This is a genomic window from Pantoea sp. Cr_R13 (genome assembly GCF_029222565.1).
GTDB classification, from domain to species: domain Bacteria; phylum Pseudomonadota; class Gammaproteobacteria; order Enterobacterales; family Enterobacteriaceae; genus Pantoea; species Pantoea eucalypti.
In genome coordinates this window covers 392,584-409,954 of record NZ_JARHXL010000009.1, presented here as the reverse complement: position 1 = coordinate 409,954, position 17,371 = coordinate 392,584, and the positions used below count along the sequence as shown (strand labels likewise).

At 49.2% G+C, this 17,371-nt stretch carries 18 protein-coding genes; 6 read left to right on the top strand and 12 right to left on the bottom strand.

Translation table 11 applies throughout. The features are described 5' to 3' along the window. Positions 1-545 precede the first annotated feature (545 nt). Positions 546-776 carry a hypothetical protein gene (locus tag P2R09_RS05870; RefSeq protein WP_003855058.1) on the top strand — a complete coding sequence of 77 codons (231 nt, stop codon included), beginning with the start codon at positions 546-548 and terminating at the stop codon, positions 774-776. A 181-nt stretch (positions 777-957) separates the two neighbouring features. Here the strand turns inward: P2R09_RS05870 and P2R09_RS05865 are convergent, their stop codons facing one another. Then, positions 958-1,227 carry a hypothetical protein gene (locus P2R09_RS05865; protein WP_275768126.1) on the bottom strand — a complete coding sequence of 90 codons (270 nt, stop codon included), beginning with the start codon at positions 1,225-1,227 and terminating at the stop codon, positions 958-960. 1,096 nt (positions 1,228-2,323) lie between these two features. Between P2R09_RS05865 and P2R09_RS05860 the strand changes: the two genes are divergently transcribed. The 4 genes from P2R09_RS05860 (at position 2,324) to P2R09_RS05845 (ending at position 7,310) form a co-directional block, all read left to right on the top strand. Continuing rightward, positions 2,324-2,950, top strand: coding sequence for a hypothetical protein (locus tag P2R09_RS05860; protein ID WP_275767951.1), 627 nt, complete (start codon positions 2,324-2,326; stop codon positions 2,948-2,950). A 72-nt stretch (positions 2,951-3,022) separates the two neighbouring features. Next, positions 3,023-3,556, top strand: a complete 534-nt coding sequence (locus P2R09_RS05855; RefSeq protein ID WP_275767950.1) for a CS1 type fimbrial major subunit — start codon at positions 3,023-3,025, stop codon at positions 3,554-3,556. A 68-nt stretch (positions 3,557-3,624) separates the two neighbouring features. Beyond that, entirely contained in the window at positions 3,625-6,045 is a 2,421-nt protein-coding gene (locus P2R09_RS05850; RefSeq protein WP_275767948.1) for a TcfC E-set like domain-containing protein, read from the top strand. Beyond that, complete coding sequence (locus tag P2R09_RS05845) at positions 6,042-7,310, top strand: hypothetical protein (RefSeq protein WP_275767946.1); 1,269 nt, start codon at positions 6,042-6,044, stop codon at positions 7,308-7,310. Before P2R09_RS05850 ends, P2R09_RS05845 begins: the two co-directional genes overlap by 4 nt. Before the next feature lie 452 nt (positions 7,311-7,762). Here the strand turns inward: P2R09_RS05845 and P2R09_RS05840 are convergent, their stop codons facing one another. The 9 genes from P2R09_RS05840 to P2R09_RS05800 all read right to left on the bottom strand — a co-directional run bounded on the left by P2R09_RS05840 (position 7,763) and on the right by P2R09_RS05800 (position 15,137). Beyond that, complete coding sequence (locus P2R09_RS05840; protein WP_003855051.1) at positions 7,763-8,455, bottom strand: amino acid ABC transporter permease; 693 nt, start codon at positions 8,453-8,455, stop codon at positions 7,763-7,765. Positions 8,456-8,471: 16 nt separating this feature from the next. Then, positions 8,472-9,161 (bottom strand): amino acid ABC transporter permease, encoded by a 690-nt coding sequence (locus P2R09_RS05835; RefSeq protein WP_197066380.1) that lies wholly within the window; start codon positions 9,159-9,161, stop codon positions 8,472-8,474. 79 nt (positions 9,162-9,240) lie between these two features. Further along, on the bottom strand, positions 9,241-10,056 hold the full coding sequence (locus tag P2R09_RS05830; RefSeq protein ID WP_003855047.1) for a transporter substrate-binding domain-containing protein: 816 nt from the start codon (positions 10,054-10,056) through the stop codon (positions 9,241-9,243). Between the two features lie 20 nt (positions 10,057-10,076). Then, complete coding sequence (locus P2R09_RS05825; RefSeq protein WP_003855046.1) at positions 10,077-10,814, bottom strand: amino acid ABC transporter ATP-binding protein; 738 nt, start codon at positions 10,812-10,814, stop codon at positions 10,077-10,079. Between the two features lie 12 nt (positions 10,815-10,826). Beyond that, positions 10,827-11,393 (bottom strand): peroxidase-related enzyme, encoded by a 567-nt coding sequence (locus tag P2R09_RS05820; RefSeq protein ID WP_275767943.1) that lies wholly within the window; start codon positions 11,391-11,393, stop codon positions 10,827-10,829. Further along, positions 11,390-11,872 carry a hypothetical protein gene (locus P2R09_RS05815; RefSeq protein WP_275767941.1) on the bottom strand — a complete coding sequence of 161 codons (483 nt, stop codon included), beginning with the start codon at positions 11,870-11,872 and terminating at the stop codon, positions 11,390-11,392. Before P2R09_RS05815 ends, P2R09_RS05820 begins: the two co-directional genes overlap by 4 nt. Next, entirely contained in the window at positions 11,869-13,323 is a 1,455-nt protein-coding gene (locus P2R09_RS05810; RefSeq protein ID WP_275767939.1) for an NAD(P)/FAD-dependent oxidoreductase, read from the bottom strand. Before P2R09_RS05810 ends, P2R09_RS05815 begins: the two co-directional genes overlap by 4 nt. Before the next feature lie 353 nt (positions 13,324-13,676). Beyond that, complete coding sequence (locus P2R09_RS05805; protein ID WP_275767937.1) at positions 13,677-14,636, bottom strand: LysR family transcriptional regulator; 960 nt, start codon at positions 14,634-14,636, stop codon at positions 13,677-13,679. A 186-nt stretch (positions 14,637-14,822) separates the two neighbouring features. Continuing rightward, positions 14,823-15,137, bottom strand: a complete 315-nt coding sequence (locus tag P2R09_RS05800) for an antibiotic biosynthesis monooxygenase (RefSeq protein ID WP_275767935.1) — start codon at positions 15,135-15,137, stop codon at positions 14,823-14,825. Positions 15,138-15,280: 143 nt separating this feature from the next. On the opposite strand from P2R09_RS05800, the gene P2R09_RS05795 reads away from it, so the two are divergent. Continuing rightward, the gene (locus P2R09_RS05795) at positions 15,281-15,682 is read left to right on the top strand and encodes a VOC family protein (RefSeq protein ID WP_275767933.1); all 402 of its coding nucleotides are present in this window, start codon (positions 15,281-15,283) and stop codon (positions 15,680-15,682) included. 194 nt (positions 15,683-15,876) lie between these two features. Here P2R09_RS05795 and fetB read toward each other — a convergent pair whose 3' ends face one another. Then, a complete protein-coding gene (gene fetB / locus P2R09_RS05790) occupies positions 15,877-16,647 on the bottom strand; it encodes an iron export ABC transporter permease subunit FetB (RefSeq protein ID WP_275767932.1) in 771 nt (256 codons plus the stop codon). Further along, positions 16,634-17,302: an ATP-binding cassette domain-containing protein gene (locus P2R09_RS05785; protein ID WP_275767930.1), complete on the bottom strand. Its 669-nt coding sequence runs from the start codon at positions 17,300-17,302 to the stop codon at positions 16,634-16,636. The genes fetB and P2R09_RS05785 overlap by 14 nt, the downstream gene beginning before the upstream one ends. Positions 17,303-17,371 lie beyond the last annotated feature (69 nt).

Here is a 17,371-nt window from a genome sequence, read left to right as displayed (position 1 = left end):
AAAAACGCAGGCGCTCTGAGACGTTTCAGTGCCGCGTCAGACAGAAACGGTTTCCCGGCGAGGAAATTTAACGCAAGAACGACACCCGCTCAAATCATGATCAGTTCTCAACAGGATGCCATGGGTATTCTGTATGAATACGATCAATTCCTGACAACCCTGGCAGCCAAAGGCTCTCTTACGCGCCTGAATGGCGTGAAAAGGGTCGAAACAGACCGATGGGAAAGCGCGCGTCATTGCACGGTTTAAAAGTAACTGGCCAAAAGAGCAATCTCTGCGACAACCGGTTATTCTTCTGGTTGACAGTGACTACACGCCCTCTCACTTTATAAAGGAAAAGAGTTCCTGCACTAAATGTTATCTGTAAAAAGATGCAGATTACTATTCTGAATAAAAACTCGCCATTTGTTCGCCTCACTGGCTAAAAAGCGTAACCACAGGTAACTATCTTCGTGATATCTGTATCCTGACGAGAGAAAAGAGCCAAAGAGGAGCTAAGCTCTGATGAGTTCAACGTGCAACTATGACAACCAGGATATTGAGTAATGAAAAAATTATCAGTTATCGTTATTGCTACCGGCTTGTTTTTGTCAGTAAATTTACAGGCTAATGCTGAGGGATGTCTTAAAGGAGCCGCAGTCGGAGGCGTGGCAGGTCATGTTGCTCATCATGGTGTCGCCGGAGCTGCAGCAGGCTGCGCAGTCGGTCACCATATGGCAAAGAAAAAACAGAAAGAAGCTGAGAAAAATCAGCAGGCACAGCAGGCTCAGAAATAAGCTGAACTTTGGTGTTGACCTAAACCCGCCAATAGCCGGATAACACTTTATCCGGCTATTGTTGATTTTTATTTTTAACTACCCTGAGTAATTACAGGTGTAGCTGTGCATGAACAGCAGGGATTCGCAGCTTATGATTTACGCTGGCTCATAAATTATCACCTACCCCTTCCGCCGTTATTTAAGCATCATGATTTTGACGCCATTCATCGACCATCTGCTTAGAGACCTCTTTTTTATAACAGATCGGTGCATAACCACCCTGCTTGCTCCATGCGCTTCGTCCGCCACAGCTACTGCCATTTCGCGCAGCACTAAATGGGCATGCACATACACCAGGATATGAGGCGATTGAATCCTCGATAATGCGCTGGCGAATGAGATCATCGTTTTGCTTTGATGTCTTCGCTTGAGACGCACCAACCCAAAAAATTGTCAGGACGATAACCAGACAAAAAACGATTCTGTTGTTATTCACGATTTCCTCCAGAAGTGAGGAGGATAACTTAACGCAGTCCAATTCATCTCAATCCTGCGAACAACAGACTATTGTATGCCTAATCCTGGAAATGTTCGGTGTCAGAGGCGAAGGCGAAGATTCTTACCCAATGAGATATCAAACTAAGATTACGCATTAAAAACCATGTCTAAGCAACAGTTCAGAGCAAATCAAAAGCTAATCATAGCGTTCCGACCTCTTGAAGATGTTTGTACGAGATAACAGTTATCATCGGCCACATGATTATTCCTGAATGCTTTAACAAACGCTTCCTGATTGATAGTTAGATATGTCAGTTACTGTAGCCTTACAGGTTTTGGTCATGATAATTATGAAAAATTATCCTTATATGACACTGACCATTAATTTTATATACTTTGTAACCTTCCAGTTATTAAAAAAATATCAGAACTATCATCTAAATTATATTAAAATATTAGAATAAATACCTATATATTTCTTCTTTGTACATATAATTTTTCGCAGACCTTCATCGATGTACAATGTTCACACCATCAGCACAGTGATTTTCATCTCAGATAATGACATCACGTTTTATAGCGTTGCTTGCCTGAGGTTGTTTTTAGGATTCACGCTAAGCTTTATTTATTATGGGAGAAGGTCGTGGAACAAAAAAGAAAAGATAAAGTTATTGAGAAGTAATTTAAAAAATGAATACGGCCAGCTGTAGTTGTTGATCGTACAACTCTATAAGTAATGAACCTTAATTCTGGCTTGACATTCATAATTGCAATGCTGGATAGTAACCCATTAATCATGAAATACATTCAGGAATGCTGGCTTCTTCATTCTATCAGCCAGTACAGGCAAAACGGGTGAAACAGTATTGTGACATTTACTCATGGCCTTCGATCAGGGCTGAGTAATTCTATAAAGTTGGTTTTTTATGATAGTAAAATATACTAATCGGATAATTTCCTGCGTGAGTGCAGCCCTTGTTTTTTTGTTATTTGCGCCATCAACTTTCGCTACACCCGTTATTGGCATCGGCAGTATGTATGATGTCCTGACGCCAGGAATGCAAAGTATGACTAAAAGAATATATAACACAGGTGACTCCACCGCATTTGTTCGGGTTGAGATTCTTGAAATACATCCTGAGCGAGATGATAAAAATAAAGAGTTACCACAAAAAGAGGTGTCCGGAAAAACACTGGAACGTGAGAGACTTATTGTGACACCACAGCGCCTTATTATTCCCCCGTCAGGATTTCAGAGTGTCCGTATGCTCTGGCCTGGTGAGCGTAACAGTGAGCGATATTTTCGCATCAGATTCATCCCTGTTATGCCAGAGAGTGACGATGGCTTTGGGCTTGATAAGAAAGCAGTGAGTGAATACCGTAAAGAAAACCTACAGGCAGGACTTAATGTCCTCACCGGGTACGGAACTATTCTAATCGTCCAACCTGAAAAGCCTTTATTTAATACCGTGATACACGATGCGGCGCCAGACTCTTTATCAGTGCGAAATAACGGCAACGCTACGGTGTCACTGGATGCAATACGCCAATGTAAATTTGCGAATACGGATTGTGGCTCCGTAACACGAGAATTCATTCTTCCCGGCCGAACACACGATGTGAAACGGAAGGCAGGATATAAAACGAATTTCACTCTGATTGAGGGAAGCAACAAACGGGATTTGAGTTATTAATTCCGTAAATATCTCCAGGCGGAATTTTGCCTGTAATTAAAGACCACTTAAAACATTAGGATTTTATTAAACATGAAACACAACCTTTCTATTCTTAAAAAATATTTGTCTACCGCACTAATTTCATGTGCAATTTTAGGCGGCGCAGTTGCGCATGCAGCTGACAGCCAAAGCTATACTATCAATTTATCTGCAACTGTTCCTTCTGATGCTTTTCAGGTGATCCCTGTTGATTCTGGCTGGATTAACCAGACACAGGATATGGGTTACGACATTCCGACCAGCAAACTTAAAGTCTTTGAGAAAGAGTTTCAGTATAAAAATACCAATGGTGGTATTCAGGCAACACTGACCGGAAACCTCAACTCTGATGGTAAACCACAGCTATCTAATGGAACAGATGTTATTCCTCTGGCTGTGACATTTAATGGTGTAGCCCTTAGCAAAACAGCTACAACTGTTGTTACCAAAGAAAATGCCAAAACCGGTGGTCGAACAATGTTAAAAATTTCTCAGGCTGATGAGAAGGCTCTTGATGTGAGTGGTTCGTTCACTGGTTCAGTTGCAATGGTCTTTGAACCCGCTGTCGTTACTCCAGAGTCCTGATAAATGTGAGTTAAATATTTCATTGAGCACACCAGATGAGGGCCGCCACAGTATTGTGGCGGTTTTTTATGAAGAAGACTCTTTTTGCACTTATTTTACTTCCGCTAATATCCCATGCTGATGATATGATGCTGGCCGCAAATATGCGGAAATTACCTGAAGATTTCCGCCGGTACTTCTACAACTCTGAGATTATTGTTCAGGTCTATCTGAATGACAGCCGGTTATTTGATGCGGCGGTTGCCTTAAAAGAAAATGGAAATGTTCGTCTGCTTCGTATAATCGATGACGCTCAGGATACTGATCCGGAAATTCAGACGCTATGGCGTGATTTACTTGCAAAAGGCGTATCGATTGGTAAATGCGAGAAAAACTGTCCATCCGGCCTGATGGCGGTGCAGTACAAACTTGATAATTCTGTGCTGAAACTTTATACCCAGAATTATGAGACAGCCCGAGCCAAAAGCACATACATTTCCATGCCGGAAGAAACACCCGGTGGAATTATTATGTATAACGATGCATCGGTTACAACCTCGGAGGCATCACGAAGCTGGGGCATAAATTCATCGCTCACTTCATCTCTTGCTAACTGGAGCCAGAAAGCATCCTTTCAGTCATCCGGAACGGACGGTAAATATAATTATAGTAGTTCTAGTCTTTATGAACTCTACACGCAAAAAGAACTTCAGGGCAGTTTTATTCGCCTGGGCTTTTTTACTCCAGATAGTGATACCGGTAATGTGCAGACATCCGGATTCGGTTACGACACCGTAGTCGGTGCAATGTGGGGAACTTCAGATGCGCTCCTTGTCAGTACGGACAGTGTCAGCGCCTGGCCTGTTTATGTGACTGGACGTAATCGATCCATCGCAGAAGTCTGGCGTGATAATCGCCTGATTCATACCCAGGAATTACAGGCTGGTGTGCAGGCGCTGGACACCCGTCAGTTGCCTGGTGGCATTTACGATATAACCATTAAAATCATTGAAAATGGGCAAACCGTTGATACTCAGCAGGCGCAGATCTACAAACCTCAGGGATGGAGCGACCCAAACCGACGCTGGCGTATGAATCTCTGGAGTGGCCAGCACAGAACCCTGGCTTCTGGAAAGGGTCGCGTACGAGACGATAACCCTTATGCCGTTGGGGGTGGGATTGATGTGCTGGCACACCCCCGTGCTGTTCTGGGCATCAGCGGAGCGGCAACAGATAAGGAAAATCAGGTCAGAACACGGGCGAATATAACGCTATCCCCTGATGACAGTCTTTTTGCCCAATACACACTGGGAAACACAGAATATCAAACGAACCAAAATACCGACATTCGCTATTATCGCAATATCTCCGGTGGCAGTTCTGCCAGCATATTCTGGCGCTCAACAACGTCAGATATCTATGGGCACAGAACGTCATCACGCCAGCAGGGCGATACATGGGGAAGCACCCTTTCGCTCCGGCTTCCCTGGTCAACATCCGTCATCGTTAACGGGCAATATATGGATACTGTCTGGCGCCGCGGATTGGGTGCCGATATATCACTGACCACGCTGGGCTCTCTGTCCGGACATGACATGAATTATCGGGTCAGTGCATTTGACCGCCCCGGCTTTAATGACAACCGCCGCGACCATGGTATTTCATTTGGTGTCAGCCTCTCACTGGCACCGGCGGCACGGCACATCCTGTCAACTGAAACAGGCATGAACCAGAACCATGGGTATTCCAGTCTGAACTATCAGTGGCAGCCCGGAGAGGACAGCAGCATCCGCACTCTCGGAGGCGGCGTCTCATACAGTCAGCTAAATACCGTCATCAGCGGCAATGCCTCAGTTGATACGCCGTACGTTAGCGGAGATGGTTACGTTCAACATAATACTCAGGGTAATACCAACGTAGCGGGCGGTAATCTGAGCCAGGTTCTGGTTATTGGCGGAGGCAAAATGGCGTCTGTCAACGGAAGTAAAAGTCGCAGCATGGAGTCCGCCCTGATTGTCGACGTGGATTCAGATGATGACACGACGAATATCCTGGCTTCAGGCCGGATGGCTGAGACGCGGTTGAAAGTGGGACGTAATATTGTACCGGCAGAGTTGTGGAAAAAAGATAACGTCCAGTTTACCGCCAGTGGCGGTGATGCTGTACAGCTCTCTCCAGCCTTTGACAGTGTGCAGATGCAACGTGGCAGCGTGAAATACATAAAAGTAAAGGCAGTGAAAACCTTCACTCTCGTAGGGATGCTGCAGGACGAAAATGGCAATGTCCTGAGAAACCGCTATGTGAACACTGATGTAGCCAGTGGCATGATAAACGCTGAGGGAGTACTGACACTGGACTCCGGAACAGATAACAGAAAACTTAAGATCAGGGCCGAAGAAGGTTTACCCGCAATGCAATGTGACCTCCCGACCGGAATCGACAGAAATAAAAAAGTGCAATTCATCAGCGCAATAAAATGCCGGGCTATCGACACGGGAGACAAAAAATGAAGAGCGTAATATTACGGTTTATGATGAGCACCCTGCTGCTTGCCGGCTGTGCATCGGCCAACGCCGCAACAATGGATATCACAGCATCGTTTTCACCTTCGATGGAAAACCCGGAAAATAACACTTTCACAAATACAACAAAACAAAGTGGGTATTGCAGCACCGCCCCCAGCGAATGCAAAGAAAATAATGTTTTTAGTATTAGCATGGGGGAAATAACCGCTTCTCTGGCAACGTCAGGAATTACTGCTAACTCAACGCCCAGAATGGGGATGTATTACAAAATGCCGGGGGCGTGGCGAAATGTCACAGCAACAAATAAGGACACGGGAGAACAAGTGACGATTAGCTTTAGAACCAGCGCCTTTTCTGCCCAGTACAACACGAAAAGTGACTGGACAATTACAAAGCATAAAGAGTGGAATGGCGATTCTTTTGTTAATGCGCCTTCACCCTGCAGTTACTCAGGCGTGGGTAAGTATGGTAATAGATTTTACATGTTTATGTGGAAATGGCCTTTAAGCGATGCAGCATGTTACAAAACGGCGACGAAAGACCTTACCGGGGAGCCCTATTTAATCAATAACACCAGTCTTGGCTATGAACTTAAAACACCAGATCCATTGAAAATGGAATCCGGAGTTTATACGGGAAGGCTAGCCCTACGTGTCGGACCTGGAGGCGATATCGATTTCGGTGACAACTTTCAGGCATCAGACAGCGAACTCGATATCAATTTTACACTGACCGTGAATCATGAACTCAAACTGACAACGACGCCCGAAAATCGGGCAGTGTCCCTGCAGCCCTGTGCCACCGGCCGCTTCTGTAGTGAAGAGGAAGGTTCTGCAAACTGGGAGCGCTGGATGGTGAACCGTATCACTCCTGAACTGACCGGAAAAAGTAACTTTAATCTTTCAAGTTCTGGCGGATTTACGGTTTATCTCCAATGCGAACAGCAGAGCGGTTCAGACTGCGCCCTTAAAAGCGACAACACGCCTTCGCAGACTGTGCCCGTCCGGACGCTTTTGACCCTGCCGGAGAATATTATTGATAATTCAACAGGCTCAACCGTGTCAAAACGGCGACTGACCGCAGGAAAAGATTTAACAAAAAACGTATTTACAACAAAAAGTTTTGGTGAGAACAGAGCCGGAAGCATCGAATTTCTGGTAGGGCAAAAAGACGTTGATACCATGCTAAAAACCCGCCCGGATACGTATCGTGGTGCTGTAACAGTCATCTTTGATCCGGATATTTATTAAAATCAATCTGGCAATGCCGCTATTTTTATAATATTGATGGATTTAAAGGCGCTGAAACAGAACGTTTCCGTTGCGGGCAATCAGTTCGCAACGGGAATAATCACAACATCAACGTTTTATCATGACTCTTCATCACAACGCTAAAAATGCAGTTAGTAATTCACTTATGCATAGCGTAATAGCTGGCTGATACACATTCAGGGTGAGTGCAGTTCATCCTGTATCGGTTATTCAGTCATCAACAATGGGGCCTGCCCTGCTCAAAGGTTTTAGGGCATGCCTGTAAAGGCCAGGTATCTGTTTTCGGTTCATGGTCTGACTTAACGACATAAAAAATCCGGAAACGAAACGCTTCCGGATTTTTATACAGTTGCTGGATTGTTTAATCGCCCATTATCAAACCGGCATCAACCCGTTCAGTGACTTGCCGGTTTGGTAAAGCACGATACTGATTAAGTCCGCACGCGCAGCGCTGCCTCAATCCTGTCAGCAATTCGGGTGACTAAGTAGGCAATTACCATATAGAACACCACCGCAATCAGGAAAGCTTCGAGATAATAGAAGTTCAGTGCTGCCGTCAATTGTGCCTGAGCAAAAATATCGACTACTTCGATGGCAAATGCCAGCGACAGCGCTTTCATGATCACCATAAAAGCATTTGCCAGATCGGGAATTGCCGCCACGATAATCTGCGGGAACATCACCCGGCGAAACAGCTGTCCGCCGCTGTAACCGAGTGACAGGGCGGCATCCGACTGGCCGTTGTCAAACGAGTTCAGTGCTCCTTTCCACACTTCAGCCTGGAATGCCGCGACGCAGGCGCTTAAAGCCACGATAATGATCACCCAGTTCGGCAGCGAGTGGGCATTGACCTCCACGCCCAGTAACGTGGCAACAAAGTGCAGCGCCGGAGGCAAACCGTAATAGGCGAGGAAAATGACCACCACCATCGGCACACCTTTGAAGGCGATTTTGTAGATAATCACCAGCTGGCGCAGCACCGGCATGCGGCGATGTTCAATAAAGGCAAACAACCCGCCCAGCAGTGTCGAACAGATAAAAACCGTAACGGCCATCAACAGCGTTACTGGCACCGCATCGAGAATGCTCCAGAAGTCCGGCAGCAAAACCTCAGCATCAAACATGGTTTTTCTTCCTCACTCAAACGCTGGTGGTGAACTTCACGCGCGCAGCAGACTTCGAGCTGTATTTCGCATGACGTTGTTCAAAGAAGCGGATAACCAGCCATGCGACGCCGCACAGCAGCGAATAAAGTACGGCCAGCACGAGATAGGTGCCGAACTGATACTGGTTGTAATCGCGTTCCATAATCAGGTGCGCGGTCGCCATCACATCTGCTGCACCGATGTACATCACCAGTGCCACGTTGTGAATCAGATAGATGATTGCATTACCGTAACCCGGCAGCGCAAAGTGCACCGCCTGCGGGCCAACGACACGCAGCATTTTCTGTCGGAAGCTGTAACCAAGGCTGTCGGTGGCATCATGCTGACCACGCTCAACCGCGAGGTACGCCGGACGCATCACTTCCGATAAATAACCGCCGTGATACAGGCTCAGACCAATCATTGCCGCCACGTTGGCCGTGAAGAAGTCGTTAAAGCCAAAGTTATCGGTGATCAGTGGCATACCATAGAAAGCAACAAACAGCTGCAATACAACGGGCACGCTGCGGGCATAAGAAACGTAGAGATCGGCCAGCTGGCTGAGCACGGGAATACGGCGTACGCGAAAAAAGGTCGCGATCAGCGCCAGAAAAAACCCGACAATCATCGCCACAAACATGATGCCGAGCGTTAAAGGCAGTGCCGACAGCAGTTCTGGAATCATGGAGGAAAGATTCACGGTTAAACACTCCTGCTAATAAGGACAGCATGCGCCCGGCTCAGCGCCGGACGCAGTGAATCTGTTACTTCATGTATTTGGAGACGTCTTCGCCAAACCACTTTTGCGCCAGCTTATCGAGCGTGCCGTCCGCCTTCAGCTCTTTCAGCGTTTTCGTGATGTCATCATTCAGTGCCTGATTCTGAGCAGAACGGTGGATCAGAACATAGGTATTGTTAATGACCACCGGCTCACTGGCTTTGATAGCCAGCTTCTGGTTGTCGATTACCGTTTGCTCACCGAGGTTTGAAGGCAGGATGAGTGCGTCATATTTACCGTTCTGTACTTCTTTCAGACGATCAGGATAAGGCACCCCGGCGCTGGACGCTTTGATGGTGATCTTGTCGTTCGGGTTATCCTGCTGCCACTGGGTGACGAACTTATACACGCCCCCACCTGCGGTGACAGGCACGATCTTCTTGCCGACCAAATCTTTCATACCGTTGATATTGCTATCGCTGCGGCTGTAGATCTTCATCAGGCTCGCACCGATTGGCGCATCAGGTATCAGGAACTGTTTGCTGCGCGCAGGCGCTTTATAGTATCCGCCGGTGGCCATGTCATATTTGCCGGTCACCAGGCCGGTTTCCTGTGCGATATCCGCCGCACCTTCCATCACAAATTTGTACTGTGGCAGCTTAGCGTTGATGGCTTTCAGCACGTCCGGCTCATATCCCTCGGGTTCGTGACCAATTGCGCCCCATGACAGCGGCTTGGATTCTGCAGCGGTGGCGATTTTGATAGTACGTACGGCGTCAGCAAAGCTGTTACCGCTGATCAGGGCCAGTGCGATGATGCCAGGCGCGGCCAGGCGACGTAATGTGGTTTTGATTGCAGGCATGTTTTTGATTCCTTTAATTATTAGAATACTTTTTCTGAGTTGAGGAACTGGGCAAGGCGCGGCAGCGTTGGGTTATCAAACATCTCTGCTGGCGTCCCCTGCGCCGCCACCACACCCTGATCCATAAACACGATGCGATTCGAAATGCTTTTCGCAAACTGCATTTCGTGCGTCACCAGCAGCGAGGTAATGCCGGATGACGCCACATCTTTAATCACTTTAAGCACTTCACCCACCAGCTCAGGATCGAGCGATGAGGTCGGTTCATCAAACAACATCACATCCGGACGCACCGCCAACGCACGGGCGATACCGGTCCGCTGTAACTGGCCGCCCGATAACTGCGATGGATAGTGATCGAGCCGGGTTCCCAGGCCTACGCGTTCCAGCTCCTGCACGGCGATGTCGCGCGCTTGCTGTTTAGTTTTACGCTGGATAACAATCAACGGATCCATCACATTTTCCAGCACCGTCATATTTTTAAACACGTTAAACTGCTGAAACACCATGGCAGTGCGCAGACGGATAGCCTGAATCGCGGCTTTGTCGGGTGACTGATAATCCATGCGGATCTGGTCGAGTTGAATTGTCCCCGCAGACGGCTTCGCCAGGTAGTTAATGCAGCGCAGCAGCGTAGTTTTCCCCGTACCACTTGGCCCAATGATCGAGACCACATCGCCGCGTTTTACTGACAGATCGACACCTTTCAGGATAGGGTTACTTCCGTACGCGAGCGTAATATTGTTGAGTTCTAACATCCGGTGCAGCCCTTATTTGTTCAGGTCAGCATGGCCAAGCACATGCATCAGACGGTTGGCCCAGCCAAAGATGGCGATAGCGTGGATCAGATCGATAATCTCCTGATCGTTCATGCCGACGGCGCGAAGTGCGGCAACATCTTCCGGCGTGGCTTCAGACGGTGTGACCGATAAACGACGTGCAAAGTGATAAATAGCCGCGTCGCGTTCACCCAGCACGTCCGCCCGGTCAAAATAGATGGCACTGACCACGGCGTCACTGTCGGCCAGCTGTGCATGACGGCGCGCATGCACCACCGCACAATAGCGGCAACCGTTAACAATGGAAGCACCCAGTGCGCCAAGTTCACGGTCTGCGCGGTTCAGACCACCGTCAACATACATGATGGCGTTGAATAAGCCGGTACGCGCAGTGTAGCTCTCTGGATCGTGTACCAGCGTGCGCACATACTCTGAGATCTTCTTGTTGGACGGCGTCACTTTCATCGCATCAAGCTGTGCCGGCGTTGCCTGTTCAACTTCTACGGGTTTGATGTAGGGATGCCAGTGCAGCGGCTTGAGATTAACCGACGGAATCATGCGGACCTCATCAGACGTAAGCCAGCCGCGACCCGCGTCTGGAAGTTAACAAAGGCGATCAGTTCAGAGAGCGCGACAATTTGCGGGTTGCTCAAGCCTGCCTGCTCCAGCAGGCGAATGTGCTGTTCAGTCGCCTGAATCGGGTGCTGCGTCACCATGTCAGCATGGCGTGCAATCGTTGCCAGCGGTTCCTCATTCACAGGGTTACCGGCCGCGAGCGCCAGTAACGCGTCAGACGGGTTTAACACCGCCAGCTGTGCATGATAATCGCGTTGCAGCGGTTCATCCGCGTTCAAGACCGCCATACGTTGCGCCAGCGCCAGACGGAGAACCGCAGGCAAACCCTGTTCGTCTTCCGGCGTTAACACTGACAGACGGCACGCTTCTGCACCCTCAACAAATTCGGGACGCAGGCGGCGCGTCTGATACAACGCCTCTTCGGGTACTAATCCGGCTGCCTGATCAATAACGTCGCTCACAACGCGTTCTCCTGTTTTAGTTGCGGGGTTGAATCCACCCATTCATCGCCCAGTAATTCCGGGGTGTTAAAAGCCTGTAAGTTGGCGTAGTGCTGCCCGACGTCATCGGCGAACAGTGAAGCAGCAATGCCACGCACCAGGCGTTCCGCTCCCGCACTCACTGCAGGAATATCGCCAGAAACTTTGCCGTGCGTCAGCATCGCAGCATCATTGAAACAGTGAATGTGCGCCAGTATCGGGCAGGCACCCGGCGTCAATTCGCGGAATTCAAACGAAGGACCGAGATCCGGCGCTTCCAGCAGGCTGTGTCGTGCAGTCCCCATTTCCGGCTGATAGCGTCCGTCGGACCAGCTACGAATATGCGGCGCAATAGCAGCAAATTCCGGACGACCGTGGAAATCGTTGGTGAAGCCGGTGGCGGCGATCAGGAAGTCGTAGCGCAATACGCCCTGGGTTGTTTCGATCAGCAAGCCATCGGCTTCCTGCTTAACGGCGTTGATGGCGCAGTCGAGGAAGAAACGTGCATTGTCATGACGGGATACGCGCAGGGTTGAAGCACGCGGCGGCGGCGTTTGTGTCGCGGCGGTGTAATCGACAAACTTCCACTTCCAGGCGTCGGGGAGTTGATACATGCCATGCACCACGCCCTGACTGCCAATGCCCGTCATCTTGTTAATGCGCGGCATTTCTTTACGTCGGATCAGCAGATCGACTGCGGCAGCGCCCTGCTCCAGGGCGGTGGCAGCGTTGTCCATCGACGATGCGCCAGCGCCAATCACCGCGACGCGTTTGCCCTGTAATGCGGCAAAATTGATGTTATCGGCGGAGTGTGCCCAGAACTGGCGATCGATACCTTGCAGGAAATCCGGGACGGCAAAACCACCGAGTCCTGAACGCCCGGTAGCCAGCACCAATCGGCGTGTGTAGACGCGCCCGGTTTCGGCACCGTCCAGATCGAGCGCAATGAGATCCCCGGCCTGCGCGATATGGTTGACACGCACGTTGTTCTGCACCGGCAGATTCAATACCCTGCGGTACCAAATCAGGTAATCCATCCACTGACCTTTAGGAATTTTGTCCAGTGCTTCCCATGCTTCATTCCCCCACTGTGCCGTGAACCATGCACGGAAGGTCAGCTGCGCGAGACCCAGAGCCGGACCGTGTAGCGTTTTCGGCGAGCGCAGCGTTTCCATGCGCGCAAAAGTAACCCACGGCCCTTCCAGCCCTGCGGGCGCAGCGTCATAGGCCACCACATTGCTAATGCCGGTAAACTGTAATTTAGCGAGCGCTGCCAGACCGCACATGCCCGCACCAATCACCACCACATCGCGAACCGGTGCGCTCTGATAAGTCCGTTCCGGTACCCATGATTTGGCAGGCAGCTCCAGAAACTCCAGATCCTGCTGAAGCTGAGCTTCCAGCGCACCAAGACCTTTGGCGACAAATGTCATAAAGCAATCCCCTGGTGTCAGCGATCGCATGAGAGCGAGCGAAAACGGTCAATGTGCGTCAATGAGACGGCCTTTAATTATCTTTAAAACACATAATAGGCGGCTAACAATCATTAATACGCATAGTAAGAACTAAGTTTTCGCATAATCCTCTTGCCCTAATTCAGAGTCAATAACTCCGCTCAGGATTCGACCAATGGATTTCTTATATCTTATGCAGAAAAAGCTATAAGCATTGAATATGAAGGGGTTTTTTAAAATCTGGCGTCTGGTTCTGCCTTAATATCTGCAGTAAAAACGATCTCTATATCGCAGCCTTCCACTTGATAGTGACGTTGAAACGCACACCGTTATTAATCCTGGTTGATGATTCGCATAATGCGAGGGTGTTCACTGGCAGCCAGACGTTTAAATCCCGGCAGCAACTGCGCGGCAGCATCTGCCAGCGCCTCCACCAGCGCCTGCGCCGCGCTGGAAAGCTGGCGGCCCTGAGGCGTGATCACACCAAAAAAGTAAGGGATATCTTCCTGAAGCGGGCGGATCGCCACACCGGCCAGCGGCATGCCCCACCCTGTAACCGGTTCGAGGATCGCCACACCTAATCCAGCCCGCACGCAGCCCAGAATATTCGCCGACGAATTGGTTTCGATAGTTTCCAGCAGCGGCGCTTTGACCTTCTTCAGCGCTTTATCATAGCGGCCACGCAAACGCTGTGGACTCCATGGGGCAATTAAACGGCGGCCTGCTAACTGACTCAGCGATAGCGTACTGTTCAATGCCAGCTCATCTTTTTCCGGCAGCGCGACCACGCACTGCGACTGTCCGATCCAGTGCAACTCAACCGCGTGATGTTCAAGCGGCAAACTGCACAAACCGATGTCAGCCTGTGCGGTGATCACCGCATGCGCCGTCTGAACGGCGGATTCACTGATGATTTGCACTTTGTTTTGCAGATTCAGCGCAGCCAGTGCCTGTGGCAATAAGCCGGCAGCCAGCGCGGGCGTAGCCGCAATACTGAGCGGGCGATGCTGCTGATGCGCAATTTCCTGAGCACGCAAGCGTATCTGCTGTAATGACAGCAGCGCTTTTTGCACATACTGATGCAGCTGCAACGCCTCTTCTGAGGGATGAATGCGCGGACCATTACGAATAAACAGTGGGTAACCCAGCGACTGCTCCAGCTCCTGAATCAGACGGGAAACGGCGGGTTGTGAGCGGTTTAGCGCTTTGGCTGCCGCGGTGACGCTGCCCGCAGAGATTACCGCCGAGAAGGCTTCCAGCTGACGCAGATCGAGGTCATTTAACAAAGTCATCGCGAGGATTCTTCCCTAAGTCATTGATCGTTCCCGATAAACACACGGGAAAAAATCCATCATAGAGAGAGTTCGTCAAATTAGCCATAACGACAAAAATCGCGGGACAGTTGCCGATTCGTCACGGCGTGTATCCAGCGACTGAATGCAGGATATTCAGGCCGCCTTAATGTGGCGGCGGTTACGTCACTCTAATGCTGTTATCGTCTGAACGTGGTGCTGGAAGACGAAAGGATCTGATATCAGTTCAAACTGTTCATCATCAGGATAGGTCACGGCAATCTGGTACTCTTCACCAGCAAACGCTTTGATTGCCTCTAAATCTTCCCAATATGTTGCAAGAAAAAAATGTTCCCATTTCCCTTGCGTCTCTCTTCTCACATAGGCTCCCAGATTACCAGGCGTCTTTTGTGAATGTTCAACGCCGGTTTTCTGCAGATGAATCGCAAAACCCTCTGCATGGATAATTGGTACGCATCCGTGCCATGTCCTGACAATCATGTCACTATCCTCATGTTATGGAAGGGATTTTAACCATAGCATGCCACTCGCTAAACCGGAATTATTTATCAGAAGCGGGTAAATCATGTTTGTGTTAAAACATTCTTTTACGCAAACCGGAACGGAAACCAGTTGGAGCAGAAATGAGAACACAGAAGCGATGTATCGGATACGTGGCAATCGTAGTTGATGACTATGACCGGGCAATTGAGTATTACACGCAAAAACTGGGTTTTACACTTGTTGAAGATACACCACAGCCGGGTAAACGCTGGGTTGTAGTCACACCCAATCCTGAGAGTGACTGCAATCTTCTTCTGGCTCGCGCATCAAATGAACGACAGGAAAATTTTATCGGCAATCAATGCGGCGGAAGAGTTTTCCTTTTTCTGCAGACAGATGACTTCTGGCGTGACTACAACGCGATGAAATCGAAAGGTGTCACGTTCTGCCAGCAGCCGCGAGAAGAAGAGTATGGCACCGTGGTGGTATTCGAAGATCTTTACGGTAACCGCTGGGACCTTTATCAGAACAGACAAACTTAAAAGCTGTCCTCCAGATAACCCGATGCACCAGCAAAAGCACGAATCCAGACACGATATCTTCGATACTGGATAAGTGCTTTTGAATTATTTACCGGAACGTTGTTATCAGCTAAATATCAGCAAGTAAACCAATAGCGCTTCTATTGCGCTCAGGCTGCGACGTTCAGATCCGCGAATCAGTTTCTTTAATCCCGCTATTTATCCGATATTTTCAGCTGTGACCTGGCATTATAAAAACGTCGGTAAGATAAGTAGACCGCGATGATTGTTGACAGGCTGGCGGTTCCAATCAGCATGAATGTCACCATAATCTGATACTTAATCGCCTTAAGCGGATCGATTCCTGCGAAGATCAATCCTGACATCATCCCAGGAAGGCTGACCAGTCCGACCGTTTTGGCCGCATCTACCGTGGGGATCAGAGCTGTACGAATGCTGTCAGCAATAATACGGCCCGACGACAACTTCACTGATGCGCCCAGGCTCAGCATCTCCATAATTTTCTGGTGATTATCGCTGAAACGCTGGTTCAGACTGCTGTAACAGAGCGCTACCGCGACCATGGCATTACCGGCAATCATGCCTGAGATGGGAATGACCTGCATCGGCACAAAGGCGATTGCGCCGCTGAGCACCAGAATCGTCAGTGTGATGACGGTGCCACTGAAGATAGCGACAAATGATATCGCAAAGGCGTTATCGATATTCCGACCGCGCTTGCGTGCATTGATTGCGGCATTTACGCAGATAAACAACACCATCACTACCGTCAGCCAGCTGTTATTAACGTCGAAAATTGACTTCAGCACGAAGCCAACAATAATCAGCTGGATAATCGCCCGGCATACACTCCAGATAATATCTTTGCTCATGCCGAGCTTTTCTTTCTGACTGATTAGCAAAGCAATGACGACCAGCGTCAATGAGAGCAACAGCGAGGTGTCACTAATATTATGTTGATTCACGCTGATGCTCCTCTTCGGGTGCTGCCAGACGAAGCACATTCCCGGCCTGCTGAATGTCATTTACATCGTGACTGATACGCACCACCGCCACCTTGTCTTCAACTGAAATTCTGTTAATCAATGAAAGCACCGCCAGCCTGTTTACGTCATCAAGGGCGCTGGTGACTTCATCCAGTAGCAAAATATCCGGCATAAACTGCAGATTACGAAGCAGCCCGATACGCTGCTTTTCCCCACCGGAGAGCTGTTCAACAGATTTATTCAGCATATCGGGTGAGAGATTGACACTCTCAAGGTAAGCAACAAGCCTTTCCCGATGCGGTTTCTGGCGCCGGATCTGCCAGGGAAGCGCGAGGTTGTCGTACACCGTCTGACCAAACAGCTGCGGTGTCTGAAAACAGTACGAGACCTGCTGGCGATACGCCTCTGCGTCCAGGGTAGTGATGTCGTGGTTTTTGAAGAAGAGTTGCCCGGAATCTGGCGTAATGAGGGAAGCCATAATTTTTAAAAGTGTGCTTTTTCCACTGCCAGAAGGGCCGGTCAATAATACGCAATCGCCCTGATGTAACTGCAGAGATACCGGTCGTAGTAGCTGACGATCTCTGACTGAAAAAGTGACCTCCTGCACATTGAGCAGGGGCAAAACTCTGTCCATATTTACGCCTCAGGACCTTAAAGAGCAAGTGGCAGGATTTTTGCGTCAGACGGAATCAGACACTGTTTT